This is a genomic window from Kitasatospora sp. NPDC053057 (genome assembly GCF_044546945.1).
Taxonomy (GTDB): domain Bacteria; phylum Actinomycetota; class Actinomycetes; order Streptomycetales; family Streptomycetaceae; genus Kitasatospora.
The window spans coordinates 1-14672 of sequence record NZ_JBITZP010000078.1 but is presented as its reverse complement, the minus strand read 5'-3'; the positions used below and the strand labels follow the sequence as shown (position 1 = coordinate 14672).

At 69.5% G+C, this 14672-nt stretch carries 14 protein-coding genes, 1 tRNA gene and 1 pseudogene; 8 read left to right on the top strand and 8 right to left on the bottom strand.

The window, feature by feature from the left end:
- Positions 1-140 precede the first annotated feature (140 nt).
- Positions 141-214 (top strand) — tRNA-Met (locus tag ACIG5E_RS38120).
- A gap of 360 nt (positions 215-574) precedes the next feature.
- Here the strand turns inward: ACIG5E_RS38120 and ACIG5E_RS38115 are convergent.
- Positions 575-2188, bottom strand: coding sequence for a peptide chain release factor 3 (locus ACIG5E_RS38115; RefSeq protein WP_396541687.1), 1614 nt, complete (start codon positions 2186-2188; stop codon positions 575-577).
- Positions 2189-2744: 556 nt separating this feature from the next.
- On the opposite strand from ACIG5E_RS38115, the gene ACIG5E_RS38110 reads away from it, so the two are divergent.
- On the top strand, positions 2745-3197 hold the full coding sequence (locus tag ACIG5E_RS38110; RefSeq protein ID WP_396541685.1) for a hypothetical protein: 453 nt from the start codon (positions 2745-2747) through the stop codon (positions 3195-3197).
- Between the two features lie 295 nt (positions 3198-3492).
- Positions 3493-3885, top strand: coding sequence for a hypothetical protein (locus ACIG5E_RS38105; protein ID WP_396541683.1), 393 nt, complete (start codon positions 3493-3495; stop codon positions 3883-3885).
- A gap of 363 nt (positions 3886-4248) precedes the next feature.
- Here ACIG5E_RS38105 and ACIG5E_RS38100 read toward each other — a convergent pair whose 3' ends face one another.
- Both ACIG5E_RS38100 and ACIG5E_RS38095 read right to left on the bottom strand, forming a co-directional pair.
- Positions 4249-4665, bottom strand: a complete 417-nt coding sequence (locus tag ACIG5E_RS38100) for a hypothetical protein (RefSeq protein WP_396541681.1) — start codon at positions 4663-4665, stop codon at positions 4249-4251.
- Positions 4666-4830: 165 nt separating this feature from the next.
- Complete coding sequence (locus ACIG5E_RS38095; protein ID WP_396541679.1) at positions 4831-4992, bottom strand: hypothetical protein; 162 nt, start codon at positions 4990-4992, stop codon at positions 4831-4833.
- Positions 4993-6008: 1016 nt separating this feature from the next.
- Here ACIG5E_RS38095 and ACIG5E_RS38090 point away from each other — a divergent pair.
- Positions 6009-6290: a MerR family transcriptional regulator gene (locus tag ACIG5E_RS38090; RefSeq protein WP_396541689.1), complete on the top strand. Its 282-nt coding sequence runs from the start codon at positions 6009-6011 to the stop codon at positions 6288-6290.
- A gap of 368 nt (positions 6291-6658) precedes the next feature.
- On the opposite strand, the gene ACIG5E_RS38085 is transcribed toward ACIG5E_RS38090, so the two are convergent.
- The 3 genes from ACIG5E_RS38085 to ACIG5E_RS38075 all read right to left on the bottom strand — a co-directional run bounded on the left by ACIG5E_RS38085 (position 6659) and on the right by ACIG5E_RS38075 (position 9318).
- Positions 6659-7039: a CBS domain-containing protein gene (locus ACIG5E_RS38085; RefSeq protein ID WP_396541677.1), complete on the bottom strand. Its 381-nt coding sequence runs from the start codon at positions 7037-7039 to the stop codon at positions 6659-6661.
- Between the two features lie 159 nt (positions 7040-7198).
- Positions 7199-8746 carry a DEAD/DEAH box helicase gene (locus ACIG5E_RS38080; RefSeq protein ID WP_396541675.1) on the bottom strand — a complete coding sequence of 516 codons (1548 nt, stop codon included), beginning with the start codon at positions 8744-8746 and terminating at the stop codon, positions 7199-7201.
- A gap of 368 nt (positions 8747-9114) precedes the next feature.
- Entirely contained in the window at positions 9115-9318 is a 204-nt protein-coding gene (locus tag ACIG5E_RS38075) for a cold-shock protein (protein WP_035850027.1), read from the bottom strand.
- A gap of 510 nt (positions 9319-9828) precedes the next feature.
- Between ACIG5E_RS38075 and ACIG5E_RS38070 the strand changes: the two genes are divergently transcribed.
- A complete protein-coding gene (locus tag ACIG5E_RS38070) occupies positions 9829-10056 on the top strand; it encodes a hypothetical protein (RefSeq protein ID WP_396541673.1) in 228 nt (75 codons plus the stop codon).
- A gap of 358 nt (positions 10057-10414) precedes the next feature.
- Here ACIG5E_RS38070 and ACIG5E_RS38065 read toward each other — a convergent pair whose 3' ends face one another.
- Positions 10415-11302 (bottom strand): hypothetical protein, encoded by an 888-nt coding sequence (locus tag ACIG5E_RS38065; RefSeq protein WP_396541671.1) that lies wholly within the window; start codon positions 11300-11302, stop codon positions 10415-10417.
- 232 nt (positions 11303-11534) lie between these two features.
- Between ACIG5E_RS38065 and ACIG5E_RS38060 the strand changes: the two are divergent.
- Positions 11535-11798: pseudogene (locus ACIG5E_RS38060) on the top strand (oxidoreductase C-terminal domain-containing protein); the annotation flags it as partial.
- Between the two features lie 20 nt (positions 11799-11818).
- Here the strand turns inward: ACIG5E_RS38060 and ACIG5E_RS38055 are convergent.
- Positions 11819-12715, bottom strand: a complete 897-nt coding sequence (locus ACIG5E_RS38055) for a helix-turn-helix domain-containing protein (RefSeq protein WP_396541669.1) — start codon at positions 12713-12715, stop codon at positions 11819-11821.
- Positions 12716-12897: 182 nt separating this feature from the next.
- Between ACIG5E_RS38055 and ACIG5E_RS38050 the strand changes: the two genes are divergently transcribed.
- Positions 12898-13656: an SDR family oxidoreductase gene (locus ACIG5E_RS38050; protein ID WP_396541667.1), complete on the top strand. Its 759-nt coding sequence runs from the start codon at positions 12898-12900 to the stop codon at positions 13654-13656.
- A gap of 410 nt (positions 13657-14066) precedes the next feature.
- Positions 14067-14672: Scr1 family TA system antitoxin-like transcriptional regulator (locus tag ACIG5E_RS38045; RefSeq protein ID WP_396541665.1), on the top strand; the 606-nt coding region annotated here is incomplete at its 3' end.

The following is a 14672-nucleotide window of genomic DNA, read 5'->3' as shown; positions in this document are numbered from 1 at the left end:
CATCGCCCTCGTCATGCTCTGCCTCGGCGGCAACCGACCCACCCTGCCACGCCGCCAACCCGCATGATCACACCCACAGGTACATCAGAAGAGCCAGATTTCGTTCGGTGCGGCCTGTGCCGTAGAGTCGGTGTCACCGACGCGGGGTGGAGCAGCTCGGTAGCTCGCTGGGCTCATAACCCAGAGGTCGCAGGTTCAAATCCTGTCCCCGCTACTACGCAACAAGGCCGGGCCCGACGCACTGTGTGCGTCGGGCCCGGCCTTCGTGTTGGTTTGGTCAGCAGTCGATGGCGCTGTCGACCTCAATTCGTCAGCGGTGAGCGGGTCGTGATCATCCTGGCGTTTTGCCCGTAATGGCCCCGTTAATGGAACGCCGGGCACTCACTTGCCGACGCGAACTCCTCGGCGGGACGCTGATCTGGAACCAGCGCCATCCTGCACGTACTGCGGGAGTTCGAGGACCACTACAACACCCACCGCCCACACCACGCACTCCACCAGGACACGTCGCTGACACCACGGCCCGTCCCGATCGCCGATGCCAAGCGGCGCCGCCGTACCGAGACATCGGCTGTCAGTCCGCCGTGGCGATCAGCGGCTGGAGCAGGATGTCGGGTTGGGCGCGCTGGAAGGCGTTCAGGTGCCACTTGTCGGCGAACAAGGCCAGCAGCACGTCGTCCGAGCGGCGGGTGAGCACCTCGCCGTTGGTCAGACGGGCTTTGGCCAGGGCTGCGGCGCCGTCGGCGTCCGTGATCCGGGCCAAGCGGTAGGAGAGCTGGTCGAGGGCGATCGGGGAAGAGAACTCGTGCTCCATCCGGTGCAGGATCACGTCGAACTGCATCGGGCCGACCGCAGCCATGACCGGCGCCTGGTCGCCACGCCGGTCGGAGACCAGCACCTGGATCACGCCTTCCTCATCGAGTTGGGCGACGCCCTTGCGGAACTGCTTGGAACGGCTGATGTCCTTGGGCCGTGCCACCGCGAAGTACTCGGGGGCAAAGGCGGGCAGCGGGGGAAACTCGGTCTTCTTGCCGCTGAAAAGGGTGTCGCCGACCCGCAGCGCGCTCGCGTTGATCAGGCCGACCACGTCGCCGGGGTACGCGGTGTCGACCACGGTGCGCTCGGCCCCGAAGACAGTGTGTGCGTACTTGGTTGCGAAGGAGCGGCCGCTGGCCGCGCGGGTGACGTGCATGCCGCGCTCGAAGACACCGGAGCAGACTCGGACGAAGGCGATCCGGTCGCGATGGGCCGGGTCCATGTTCGCCTGGATCTTGAACACCAGCCCGGAGAACTCCTCGCCGACCTCGCGGCTGCCGCCCTTGGCCAGCGGGCGGGGCCCGGGAGCCGGCGCGAGCTCGACCACGGCGTCCAGCAGGGGCTTCACACCGATGTTGGTCAGCGCGGCGCCGAAGAAGACCGGGCTGATCTTGCCGGCCTCGAAGGCCTCCTGGTCGTAGCCGGGGCCGGAGGAGAGCACCAGCTCCAGTTCCTCCAGCGCGGTCGTCCAGGCTTCGCCCTCCTGCTCGGCGGCCTTCTCGGAGGTGAGCTGCTCCTCGAGGGCGGCGTGCGTGCCGGCCGGCACCTTGGTGTAGCGCAGCATCTGCTCGGTGTTCCCCGCTTCGACCAGGCCGCGCAGGTTGCCAGCGTTGCCCACCGGCCAGACGACCGGGACGGGAGTGATCCCGAGGTGCGTCTCGATGTCCTCGAGCAGGGTGAGTGCATCCCGGCCGCGCCGGTCCCACTTGTTGATGAAGGTAATCACGGGGACGCCGCGATGGCGGCAGACCGCGAAAAGCTTGCGGGTCTGCTCCTCCAGGCCCTTGGCCGCGTCGACCAGCATGATCGCGCAGTCGACGGCGGCCAGCACCCGGTAGGTATCCTCGGAGAAGTCGGCGTGGCCGGGGGTGTCGACCAGGTTCATCACATGGTCGCGATAGCCGAACTGCAATGCGGCCGAGGTCACCGAGATACCGCGCTCGCGTTCCAACTCCATCCAGTCGCTGGTCACGCCGCGTCGGTCACCCTTGGCGTGCACCGCACCGGCAGAAGTGATCGCCCGCGCGTGCAGCGCCAGCGCCTCGGTGAGCGTGGACTTGCCCGCGTCCGGATGGCTGATCACGGCGAAGGTCCGTCGGCGGCCGGCCTCATGAAGGACCTGCGGGACGGGGACGGACTGTTCGGTGCTCACGGGTTTCCTCGGGTACGCATCGGCAGCAGGCCGGGTGACGCCTCTCCGTACCTGGTGAGCCGGGGATCAGGTCCGCAGGCCCAAGAAGCGATAATAGGCTGCCGGACGGCGTGACCCCGAAATTCCCGTTTGCCGGCTGCTGCCCCGACTCCAGCCGGGATAGCAGCCGAACTGTCAGGAGTCGAAGCCGAGGCCGAGCCGGTCCAGGGTCCTCAGCCACAGGTTGCACCGGCCCGCTCGGAGTGGATCGTCAACTCGCCTCGGATTGGTCGGCCTCGCCCACGACAGGTGAGCAATCTGAGCGAAGCCGGCTCCGCAGGGCGCGATGATCCGGCTGCTCTCGAGCCCGTGGTCAGCAGTCATATCGGGACGCTACGCCCTGCGACACCGAGCAGCGCCAGCGAGTCCACTACCCCTTGTCGCCACGACAAGGGATCGCCCCAGATCAGAGGCCCCTTTCACCCGCCTGTGGGTACGGTGTGGGCCGGGGGTTCACCGCCTGCTGACGCCCGCCAGGAGACCATGAGCATGGCTGTTCGCACGACCCGCGTTGGAAGTGATCACCACGCGCTCCGCAGCCCACAGCGGGCACGTCTACCGCCGGTGCGGCTGCCGCGACCAGGGTGGCAAGCAACTGGGAGCCCACTGCCCCGAGCTCGCCACCGACCCCAATCACGGCACCTGGACCTTCTCCCTCGACCTCCCCTCCCCCGACCATCGACGCAACAACATCCGCCGCGGCGGCTACCCCACCGCCGAAGCAGCCCGAGCAGGACTGCGCCGGATGATCGATGGCCAGGCCGTCGGCTACAGCGCCGACCCCAACCCGACCCTCGCCGACTACCTCACGACCTGGCTCAAGGACAAGCAGCTCGTCCTCAAGCCCACCACCTACGTCCGCTACCGCGACTACGTCACCAACGACCTCGTCCCGGCCCTCGGCACCCGCCTCCACGACCGCACCACCACCCGCGTCCGCCGGAGCAACACCGCGGTCCCGCGGGCGTAGCGACCGATCCCGCCTGTGGGAGGGCGGACGCCAACCCTTCCACACAGCACCGGCGGGGAATCAGGTGAGCAGGTCCGGCAAACACCTGTGTCCGGGTGGCCGTTTTCAGGGATCGCCATCACCCCGAACCACCGCGGCCGCGCCATGTCCGGGACCGGCTCACCACCAGGCCCCACCGCCCCGGTCTCCTCCACCTGAACGGTGGTAGTGACCGGCATGGCTCCCGCCTCGGATACCGTGTTCCTGCACGGGGTGCCATAACGGATGTGGCGCCCCCTACGGAGGTAGCCAGCGTATGAGTTCCAAGCGCAGCCAGAATCCAGCCCTGCCCGTCCTCGACGACGCATACCGGCTCGCGTCGGTCAAGGACACCGAAGAGTCCACCCGCGACTTGGCCGCACGGCTGGCCACCACCGAGCTGCGCCGCGTCTCCCACCCCGGCCGGGTCACCTGGGATCCCATCGATCAGGCCGATCCCGTACCGGCGCCGCCGACTGTGGTCGACGGTGACGGGGACCTGTGGCTGCGGGACCGGGGCACCGGCACCTGGACCATGCCCGAATTCGACCCGAAGACGTTCCCGGCCCGCTGTGGCGAAATTCTGACGTGGAACCAGCTCGCCTGTGAGTACGGCCCGCTGACCGCACTGGCCAACGACCGCCACATCGGCGGCGGCCGTCGCCGATGACCGCGCCGCCCTCTGAGTAGACCGCACCCCGGAAGGACACCGACGCGGCCCTGACAGTGGCCCTTCTCCCCGACCGGGCGCGGATCGGGCAACACGGTCCGGCGGTTGTCCTGGCCGTGTGCCCGCTTCGAGGTGTTGCGTGAGCCGGCGGGCAAGCGAACCGCCGCCACGGGATGCCTGACCTGACTGGTGATGCCCTGGGAGCAGGCCCCCAGCAGCGGCCGAGGCGGCGCACACCTGCTCCCTGGTGGGGCCGCTGAGCTGCACTGATCTTCGTGGAGTCCTTGAAGCCTGGGTTACGATCCAGGCGTAAGGAGAGCCACAGGAGTGCCAGCACCACGCAAGTACCCCAATGCCGAGTAGTTAACGTGAATCCGCAGGTTGCAAGTCCGCTTCGTGTAGCGGTTCTTGCTGGTCGGGCGGGGCCCAGTCGGGTGCAAGGATGTAGGTCACGGGGGCTGGCTTGAGGAGCATGCCCTCCTTGACCGAGCGGCCGAGTTCGGCGCTGACGCCGCGATGGCTGGAGAGGCCCAGCTGCTTGGCGATCTCAGCCGCGCGCCAGGCCCGGTCGGGGTCCGTACGCATGATCTGGAGCGTCCGGTCGAGCACCCCCACCGCCCCCTGGACGCCGGCCTCACCGCCCTTGCCCAGGTCGCCGCCGCCCAGGCCGCTCTGCCCCTCGAAGACCTGTGCCGGACCCTGGCCGACGCCCACCTCGGCGACGGCCGCGACGACATCGCTGTCCTCGCCCTGCGCACCCCGCCCGCCGGGCCGACCCACGGGACACCGGTGACACACTCCCGGGCCCGGTGAGAGGACGCACCCCGCCCGCGGGTCGCCCCGCTGCCGGCGCTCAGTGGTGGTCCCTGAGCGCCTCATCCGGGCCGCCTGCACCCGTGTCCATGATCTCGGCCGCTGCGCGGGAGTGCGGCGGACCGGCTCGGCCTATCGGGTCTCCGGCGGGCGGCCGTCGTGCTGCCCGGTGGTGTCGATGGCATCGCGCAGGGCGGGCAGGTCCGCGATAGCGGCCTGCTCGGCGAAGCGGACCAGCAGCCGGCGGAGGACCCGCTCGTCCCGGTCGCGGACGGCTTCGGCGATGGCCGCCACAAGCGACGCCTGTGTATGCGGGTCGGGGGTGCGCACCTGCCGCGCGGTTTGCCGCGCTTCCAGCGCTCGCCTCCTTCTCACTCGTCCTCCTGGCCGCCTTGTGCGGCGCCCTCCGTCCTGGCGCGGCTGCGGCGGCCGACCGCCCCGCCCCGTGCGGGACGAAGAATACCTCCCTGACCTGCATCGAAAAATCTATGCCCGCCGGAGTAGACATTGCCGCGCACCGTGGTTAGTGTTTCTCTCGTAGACGAGGTCAAGCGGTACCCGCCAGACATGAACTGGCGGGCAGCAGGACAGAAGTTCGCAGGTAGGAACAGTTGCAGGGTCCTGAAGCCAGGGATGGTTCATCAAGGCGACAGGGTCGGCCGCCGGGCCCGGCGGCCCGCAGGCATCAGGGGCCGCCACCGAGCGGTACCGAGTTCGGCAAGTGCATTACCAGCAGGTGAAGTTGAGTCAGGCAGTACCGGCAGTCGCAGTACGCGGTATCCCAGTGAAGGCGGCGCGCGTGCTGGGAGTCCGGCAGTGGGGTTCCAGGCCGGGTGGTTGAGCAGGACGGGCCACGGGGCTGGCTGCCGGAACCGGCGGACCGCAAGGGCCGCAAGTTCGCAGTACCAGCAGTTCAGCAGGTCGCAGTACCCGGAAGTTGGAAGTACCCGCAGTTTGCAGTAATTCGGTCAGTACAGAGGATGAACGGAGGGGACAGAGCGCCATCAGGATCGCCCGGCCCGTGAAGTATCACCCGGGCGGATTCCGAAGACCCCAAGGCAAGGACGGTGGTTTCCGGTCACGCATACGCGATCCCCGCACGCCCCCTCCCCCGGGGCGAGGCGGACACAAGGAAGCCGGCCACAGGGCCGGCAGATGGTGTAAAACCCTTCGGGGCCCCGGGAGCCGCAACGGCCCCGGGGCCCCTCAGCGCGTCCACCGACACAACAAGAAGAGGTGCAGTGACCACGGCAACCATCCGACCGCATACCCCCGACTCCCTCGACGACGACGACTACCCCGCCTACACCATGGGCCGCGCCGCCGAGATGACCGGCACCACCCCCGGCTTTCTGCGCTCCCTCGGCGAGCAGGGCCTCATCACACCGTTGCGCTCGGAGGGCGGACACCGCCGCTACTCCCGCTACCAGCTACGGATCGCGATGCGCGCCCGCGACCTCGTCGACCAGGGCATCGCCATCGACGCCGCCTGCCGCATCATCATCCTCGAAGACCAACTCGAAGAAGCCCTGCGCATCAACGAGCAACTACGCTCCTCCCAGCACGGCCAGGAACCCGCCGCCGACACCTGACCCGCCCACCAGGGCGACGAGACCGGCCCGCGGTGGGCGACAGCCGCACACCGCCGACCGCCCCGGAGACGAGTCCCCGTTCCGGTGCACCGGACGACCGTTCCCCACCGCCCGGGCCGCCCGGCACCTGCCCCACCGGTCGCGGCCCTGCTGCACCGCCCCGGCGTCGACCAGGCGCTGCGTGAGTTCCACCCCTGCGGAAGCCGCTTCCGGGCCGCGGGATTCCGGGGGTCGTGTGAGGCCGCACCGACCTGCGCGTCCACTGCCCGGAGGGCCTCCCCTGGCGGGACACGGGGCCGCAAGCAGCGGTGAGGGATACTGCGAGCGGACAGGGCGATGGCCGGCGCGTCGGCGCCGACGGGACGGTCCTAGAAACTGAGCAGGCCGATGGCGTGGCCGTCATGGTCCACCACCGGCCACACGGCCAGGCCTCGGGCCCGCATGGCGGCGGCCGCCGCGTCTGCGGGCATGTCAGCGGTGGCGAACGGGCCACGGTCGAGGACGATGTCGCGCACCGGGGTCCGCTCGGTGTACCAGGAGCGGGCCTGGAACGGCGCGAGGTGCAGGCGCGTCAGCAGCCCCGCACAGCGGCCGTCCTCGTCGCGGACCAGGAGGTGGTCGGCGCCGGAACTCTGCAGGATGTCCATCGCCATGTCGGCCATGACGTCGTCGCTGACCTGCAGCTCAGGGCGTTTCATGAGGTCTCCGACCGTGGCGGCGGTCTCGGTACGTTCGAGGGTGATGGTCATGGGCAGACTCCTTCGCATATCCACCGCCGGGACCGGCGGTAGGCAGGGCGCTGACGGTGGGACGGCCGGCGGGTGCGCCGGGGCGGGCCGAGAATGCTGTTCGCCTGGCGAGTGGTGGGGGCCGGGACTGCGGCGGCAGTCCCGGCCCCCACGTACGTGCTAAGCGGAGAGGGCTACGCGGCGCGGTGCCCGGCGGCGGCCGGAGGAGCCCTTGCCGTCGCGGCCCGTGGCGGTTGCGCGGGTGTCGACTCCCGCGCGGGCGGGGCGTCCGCGGCGCCCGCGGCTCGTGGACGCGCTGCGGCGGGGGCGTTCGACGACGGGGGCGGCGATCACGGTCGGGATGCCCGTGGGCACCCGGGCGCCGGTGATGCGCGCCAGGTCGTCGTCGCCGGCGCTGACGCGGGTGGTGACGGGGGTGATGGCGGCCGTGGCCATCATGCGGGCCATCTCGCGGCGCTGGTTGGGCAGCACAAGGGTGACGACGGTGCCGGACTCGCCGGCGCGGGCTGTGCGCCCGCCGCGGTGGAGGTAGTCCTTGTGGTCGCTCGGCGGGTCGAGGTTGACGACCAGGTCGAGGCCGTCGACGTGGATGCCGCGGGCGGCGACGTTGGTGGCGATCAGCGCGGTGACCTGGCCGGTGCGGAACTGCTCCAGGGTGCGGGTGCGCTGCGGCTGGGTCTTGCCGCCGTGCAGGGCGGCGGCCTTCACCCCGTTCGCGAGCAGGTCCTCCACCAGGCGGTCAGCGCCGTGCTTGGTGTCGATGAACATGATCACGCCACCCTCGCGGGAGGCGATGTGCGCGATCGTGGCGGCCTTGTCGTAGTTCTGCACGTGCAGCACGTGGTGCTCCATCGTGCTGACCGCGCCTGCGGACGGGTCCACCGAGTGGGTGACCGGATCCTTCAGGAACCGCCGGACCAGGCGGTCGACGTTGCGGTCCAGGGTGGCGGAGAACAGCATCGTCTGGCCGCCCTCGGCGACCTGTTCGAGCAGCTCGGTGACCTGCGGCAGGAAGCCCATGTCGGCCATCTGGTCGGCCTCGTCGAGGACCGTGACGCCGACCCCGTCCAGCTGGCAGTCACCGCGCTGGATCAGGTCCTTGAGCCGGCCCGGGGTGGCCACCACGACCTCGGCCCCCTGGTTCAGAGCGTGGGCCTGGCGGCCGATCGACATCCCGCCGACCACGGCCGCCATACGCAGCCGCACCGCGTGGGCGAACGGCGTGAGGGCATCGGTGACCTGCTGCGCGAGCTCCCGGGTGGGCACCAGCACGAGGGCCAGCGGGCGGCGCGGCTCCGCGCGCCGGCCGGCGGTGCGGGCCAGCACGGCGAGGCCGAACGCGATGGTCTTGCCGGAGCCCGTCCGTCCACGTCCGAGGACGTCACGTCCGGCCAGCGAGTTCGGCAACGTGGCGGCCTGGATCGGGAACGGCGCGGTGACGCCCTGCCGGGTCAGCACCGACAACAGCGCCTTCGGCATGTCCAGCTCGTCGAACCCTTCGACGGCCGGCAGCGCCGGGATGGTGCTTACCGGCATCGCGAACTCGCCCTGCAGGGACGAGCCCTGACGGGAGTTGCGGCCGCCGGCAGGCCGGTCGCCGTAGAAGGAGCTGCCGCCGGAGCGGGATCCGTAGGAACTGCCGGAGCGGGCGGAGGCCGACGAGCGGGAGTTGGTGTTCCGGTACGCGGAGCGACTGGAGCGGTTCATGGGAAACCTTCCTGGGGCGGCACGTCGCGAGGCGGCTCCGCAGCGCGGGGCGCCAGCAGGAGATCGCGAGGAACGGGCCGAAAGTATGGAGAGGGCGGGCGTGGACGGTGAAACCGTGCGGCACGTCACCTCGGGTCCGCGCTCACCGCAAAGGGCGGGAGCGAAGACCTTCGAACCGTGGGTGTCACGGCAGGGCGCGCCGATCCGGACGCGGCGCGGGGCGTCTCGCGCGGGGATGGCCGCCGGTGGCGGAGCCAGGGGCCTGAACGGCCGGGGTGCGCATTGTGGCGCAATGCCGAGGGGCCCGCACCGGGCATCATGTACGCGGTGCGGGCCCCTGGCTACCAGGCGGGTGCCGTGGCGAAAAACTACAGCGGACGAATGTTCTCGGCCTGCGGGCCCTTCTGGCCCTGCGTGACGTCGAACTCGACCTTCTGGCCCTCGAGCAGCTCGCGGAAGCCGTTGGCGTTGATGTTCGAGTAGTGGGCGAACACGTCAGCGCCGCCGCCCTCCTGCTCGATGAAGCCGAAGCCCTTTTCCGCGTTGAACCACTTCACAGTGCCATTAGCCATAAAAAATTCTCCTTCAAGGGGCTGTTCGAAGCCCGCACAGCGCGGACTTCGAGTCGCCGCGATGAGCACCCACCCGGGGAAGAGCCGGGAAACAAAAATGCGCCTACGAGACATCAGCAGGCGCACACAAAGTTCATGGGAACCACTACTGCAACTACAACGACTCTAGCAGGCCCAGGCTCGCCACGGGCGGAAATTCCACCCCCGGTTCTGCAGGCCCCCTTCCCCGGGGCCATAGGGCGCGAGGCGAGATGACCGCCAACACACATGAAAAACACACTAGTTGGCCTGGAAGCTCCGCCCTCTCGACGCCCGCGACCCACCCTCCTCGGATGGGCGAACCCCACCGGCGCCAAGGACGGACCCGCCCCGCCGCACCGGCCACGCAGCGCGCCCACCGGCACCGTCCGTGATCATTTCGGACCGCGTACGCGAAACTCCTGCCGCGGCTCAGAAATCGATTGCACCGGAGAGACCCGCTCCCGCGATTTTCGGCGCATACTGCAGGGAATGAGAAGATCTGTAGCAGTCCGCCGCGCCCTTCCCACCAGCCCCTTCAAGGCCCGGATCGAAACGCCACGCAAGCACTTCGCCGTCGGCGACCGCGTCACCCACGACACGTACGGCCTCGGCCGGGCCATCGAGGTCGAAGGAGACAGCGATATCGCGGTACTCGTCGACTTCGGATCGCGGCGCGAACGCATCACCCAGCCCTACGCCACGATGTACAAGCTCTAGCCCGAGACCGACGAGGTTCTCTGAGGCGGAGGGTACGCGCGACGCCGAGCTGGCCGCGCGTCCCCTCCGGATCGAATGGGCGCCCGCCACAGCGCCTTTGAAGCGGTACCGGCGGTGACTGGCAAGGCACGTGAGACGGGCCGTTCATGGCCTCGACGACGAACCCCTGGCGAGGACTGTCCTCGCCCGTAAGAGCCCCACAACCCACGGCCGACCTGCAGACCTGTCGAAGCGGCGCAGTGAGCCGGACGAGGAGCTGAGGACCTGCGGCGCGCGGCGACAGATCGCTGGTCGGTGTGGTGTTCATGATGTCTCTGTTCAGTGCTGCGGCGTGTGCGGGCAAGAGTGCGGAAAGCTGTCATGGTGTGCCGCGTCCGGCGGCTTCGGCCTTGGCCTGCAGCTCGTGGACGATGCGCCGCCAGCGGCGCGCTCCGCCGGTGTCCCAGTGGTCTTCGCCGGCAGGGCGCCAGTCGGCGAGCTCGCGAAGCTGTCGGGTGATCGTTTGCGTGTCGAGGCGGTCATGGCCGCCTCGCTCGGGGTCGAGTTCCTGCGCGATGTCGTGGAGGCGGTGGGCGGCGCGGTAGTGGGACAGCTGGGTGTCCGTCAGGCGGCGGATGGCGTAGCCCCGGCACTTGCTGCACCAGTCGTAGCCGTCGTCGTCGAGCAGGTCGGCGACGGTCAGCAGGTCGTCGCCCGCGACGACGCCGCGTTCCCGGGCGTGCGGGCAGAAGGGCGAGTGTCCCTTGCCCTGGATCCGGGGATTGGCGTTGGTCGTGTAGACCTGCACGTCAGCAAGGACACCAAGGGGAATGCCACTGCCATTACCGCGCCATCGCCCGGCGTCCGGGGCCTCGAACGGCTCGAGGTCCAGGTCCTCGGCATGGGCCAGCAGCCCCAGCCACACCGGGCGTGGAAGACTGAGAGACCGACCGTGGTCGTCGTACCCGCCGTCCAGTGTCCGAAGGTCCCGCACGCCACGGGCCACGGCGAGCAGACGCAGGTTGCGTTCCGCATCCTGGTGCTCGTACGCGAGCCAGGCTGCCCGTGTGGCGCCCTGTGCCAGGCCGAGGTCCTCGCCGAAGAGCTGCTCGTGCGGACTGCGCGGGTACCGCGGCCAGAGGCCTTCGCGGTCTTCGGGCCCGGGGCCGGCTTCGCGGGCCCATGGTTCGATCACGTCAGCGGGAAGGTCAGAGGAACGGGCGAGGAGGAAGCACTGCCATCCGCGCGTCAGGCGCTTCTCCAGCACCGGAAGGGGCAGGACCTCGGCTCCGGCTTCGCCGCACCCGCCGATGCCGCTGAAGCGATGGTGATTGCGGCTGCCCGTTCTGTTCCTGCGGCTCGCCCCGCCGGGCGGTCTCCTGCTCGCGCGCGGCCTCCTCCAGGGCCGTCATGACGTCCTCGCCTACGAGCATCCCAGCGGCGTCGTGGTGGGCGCGCAGGACCAGCGACAGGCCCGTCTTCCCCTCGCGAGGGTCTTTCCCGGGTCCTGGACCGACCAGTACGACCTCGGCATGGAGTACGTCGGCTACGTCGAACCGGGCGGCTACGACCAGGTGGTGTTCCGCGGCGACCCGGCCACCCGCGAGTTCATCGCCTTCTGGCTCTCCGGCGGCCGGGTGCTCGCGGGCATGAACGTCAACGTCTGGGACGTCACCGACCCGATCCGCCAACTGGTCCACTCCCAGCGGGTGGTGGACCCGAAGGCCCTGGCCGACCCGGACGTCTCCCTCGGGGAGGTCTGAGTCCTCGAACTCCCGTCTACTCACCGTCCGGCGCGCAGCCCCGCCGGGGTGAGGCCGGTGTGCAGCCGCATCGTGCGGGTGAGGTGGCTCTGGTCGGCGAAGCCGCACAGCTGGGCGATGGCGGCGATCGGGGTGTCGGTGGTGAGCAGGGCTCGGCGGGCCCGCTCCAGGCGCAGCCGGACCAGGTACTGGTGCGGAGACTGGCCGGTGGAGGCGCGGAAGGCCCGGGTGAAGTGGGAGGGGCTGACGCCCGCGACGGCGGCAAGCTCGTTCAGCGACAGCCGTCCGTCCAGGTAGCCGTTCATGTGGTCGACGACCCGGTTCAGCCGCTGGGGGGTGAGTCCGCCCTCGCGCTCGGGCAGGCCGGGGCCGCTGGTGGCGGCGGTGCGGATCAGGTGGGCCGCGAGGGCCTGGAGCATGGACTGGGCGTAGAGCGGGTCGGCGGGCTGCGAGCGCTCGTACTCGGCGACCAGGCGCTCGATCAGCATGCCGAGGAACGGGTCGGTGAGGTGGAAGCGCGGGGCGAGCTCCAGCGGTCCGGGCCGGTCGCTCTCGGTGGCGAGCTTCTCCAGCCAGGCCGGTTCGAGGGCGACCAGCATCAGCTCGGCGTCCTGCTCCCAGCGCGGGCGGGAGGCCCAGCCGGCCGGGTTGACCAGGGCCTGGCCCCGGTGGAACCGCTCCCGGCGGGGGCGCCCGTCGGCGCTCCAGCTGAGGTCCGCGGAGCGGCCGGTGTGGACCGCCACGACGTGCCGGGTCGGGCCGTCCACCGCCTCGCCGGTGCCGCCGGCCCGTTCCAGGCCGCGCTCGACCACGCCCTCGTCGAGATCGGCGCCGCTGCCGGAGAGCCGGACCAGGTGCGGCTTGATCGCGGAAGCGGTGTCTCGTACGGGCCGTGCGGGGGTCGCGGGTGTTGCCATACTGCCGATTCTGGTCCGTCCGGGTGAGGAATGCCGAACCGGCGAGGCGGTCACCGCGTGTGCCAAGCGGGATCGTGAGCGGTTTGTTCCATGATCCGCTCGATTGTTCAAGCCCTGGACCGCCCTCGCGGCGGACAGTGGTCGGGCGAACATCCCTCTCACTCGGCAAGGAGCCGGAGACCATGAGCAACAACCACTCCCTGGCAGGCAAGGTCGTCCTGATCGGCGCTGGCGCGAAGAACCTGGGCGGGCTGATCAGCCGCACGGCGGGCGCGGACGGCGCGAAGGTCGTCGTGCACTACCACTCGGACCGCACCGCGCCGGACGCCGAGGCCACGGTGTCGGCGATCAAGGAGGCCGGCGGCGAGGCCGTGGCCGTGCAGGGCGACCTGACCAAGGTCGCCGACGTGGAGCGCGTCTTCGCCACCGCGAAGGAGACCTTCGGCGGGATCGACGTCGCCGTGAACACGGCCGGCATGGTCCTGCGCAAGCCGATCGTGGAGACCACCGAGGCCGAGTACGACGCGATGCACGCGGTGAACGCCAAGGCCGCGTACTTCTTCATCCGCGAGGCGGGCAAGCAGCTGAACGACGGCGGCAAGGTCATTACCATCGTGACCTCGCTGCTGGCCGCCTTCACCGACGGCTACTCGACGTACGCGGGTGCCAAGGCCCCGGTCGAGCACTACACCCGGGCCGCGGCCAAGGAGTTCGCCGCGCGCGGGATCTCCGTCAACAACATCGCCCCGGGCCCGATGGACACCCCGTTCTTCTACGGGCAGGAGACCCCGGAGCGGGTCGCCTTCCACAAGTCCCAGGCGATGGGCAACCAGCTGACCAAGATCGAGGACATCGCGCCGATCGTGACCTTCCTGGCCACCGAGGGCTGGTGGATCACCGGGCAGACCCTCTTCGCCAACGGCGGCTACACCACCCGCTGATGAAGTGAACGATGGCCGGGCCCGCCCCACACCGGGGGCGGGCCCGGCCTTGTACTGCTATCGACCCGCGCGCTCGGCCCGGAGCTGCCGCCGCTTCGCCCGCAGCCGACGCGAAACCGGTCGACGCGAGACGTAGAGGAACCACCAGTCGCCGGGCTGGTACCTCACCCAGTACCAGGCCCTCAAGAGCCGGCCCGGGTGGGAGAAGTCGGTAGAGTCGTCCACGTCAGCCTGCCTCTTTCAGGTTGGCCACGCCCCGGGACCGTGACAGCGGTCGCCGGGGTTTGTTTTTCTGTCGGGCCATCACTTCACCACAAACGCTGTAATCTGAAGTGACTTGATGTCTCGTCAGTCAAGTTTGGCATCCAGCGGAGGTGCCGCTTGCGTTGCCAAAAGGGGAGGTCAGAGGGGTGGCCGAGGAAGATCGACGCGGTTACTTGACTCCGCTGCAGCGCTTCGGAGTGGAGGTCAGGGAAGTACGGCGAGGTCGTAAAATCACACAAAAGGGCCTGGGGATAGCATCCGGATATTCGGAGGGCTATGTCAGCAAGGTCGAGAAGGGCACAATGATGCCCTCCGAGAAGTTCGCGCAGAAATGTGACCTCGTGTTTCAGACGAATGGCCTCTTCGTTCGCCTGCGTGAACAGATCCTCCTTGGCGACCATCCGTCATGGTTCGCACCGTACGCCGACCTCGAACAAAATTCAGTCGGCATCCTGAACTATTCGACGACGCTGGTGTCAGGAATTCTTCAGACGCCCGAATACGCCGAAGCCATCTTTCGGGCCAGATACCCTCGCGAACCAATCAGCGACATCAGGAGCAAGGTCGAGGCCCGCATGCGGCGGCGCGTGGTGATGGAACGCGAGCACCCACCGTTGCTCTGGGTCATCCTCCATGAAGGGTGCCTGCGAGCACGCATACTGACCTCGGCGCTTCAAGGTGATGGCGGTGGGAGGTCGAGGGAGAGGCCGGTGCCGGAGAGGAAGCCGTCGAGGATGTCGGAGCGGTACTGC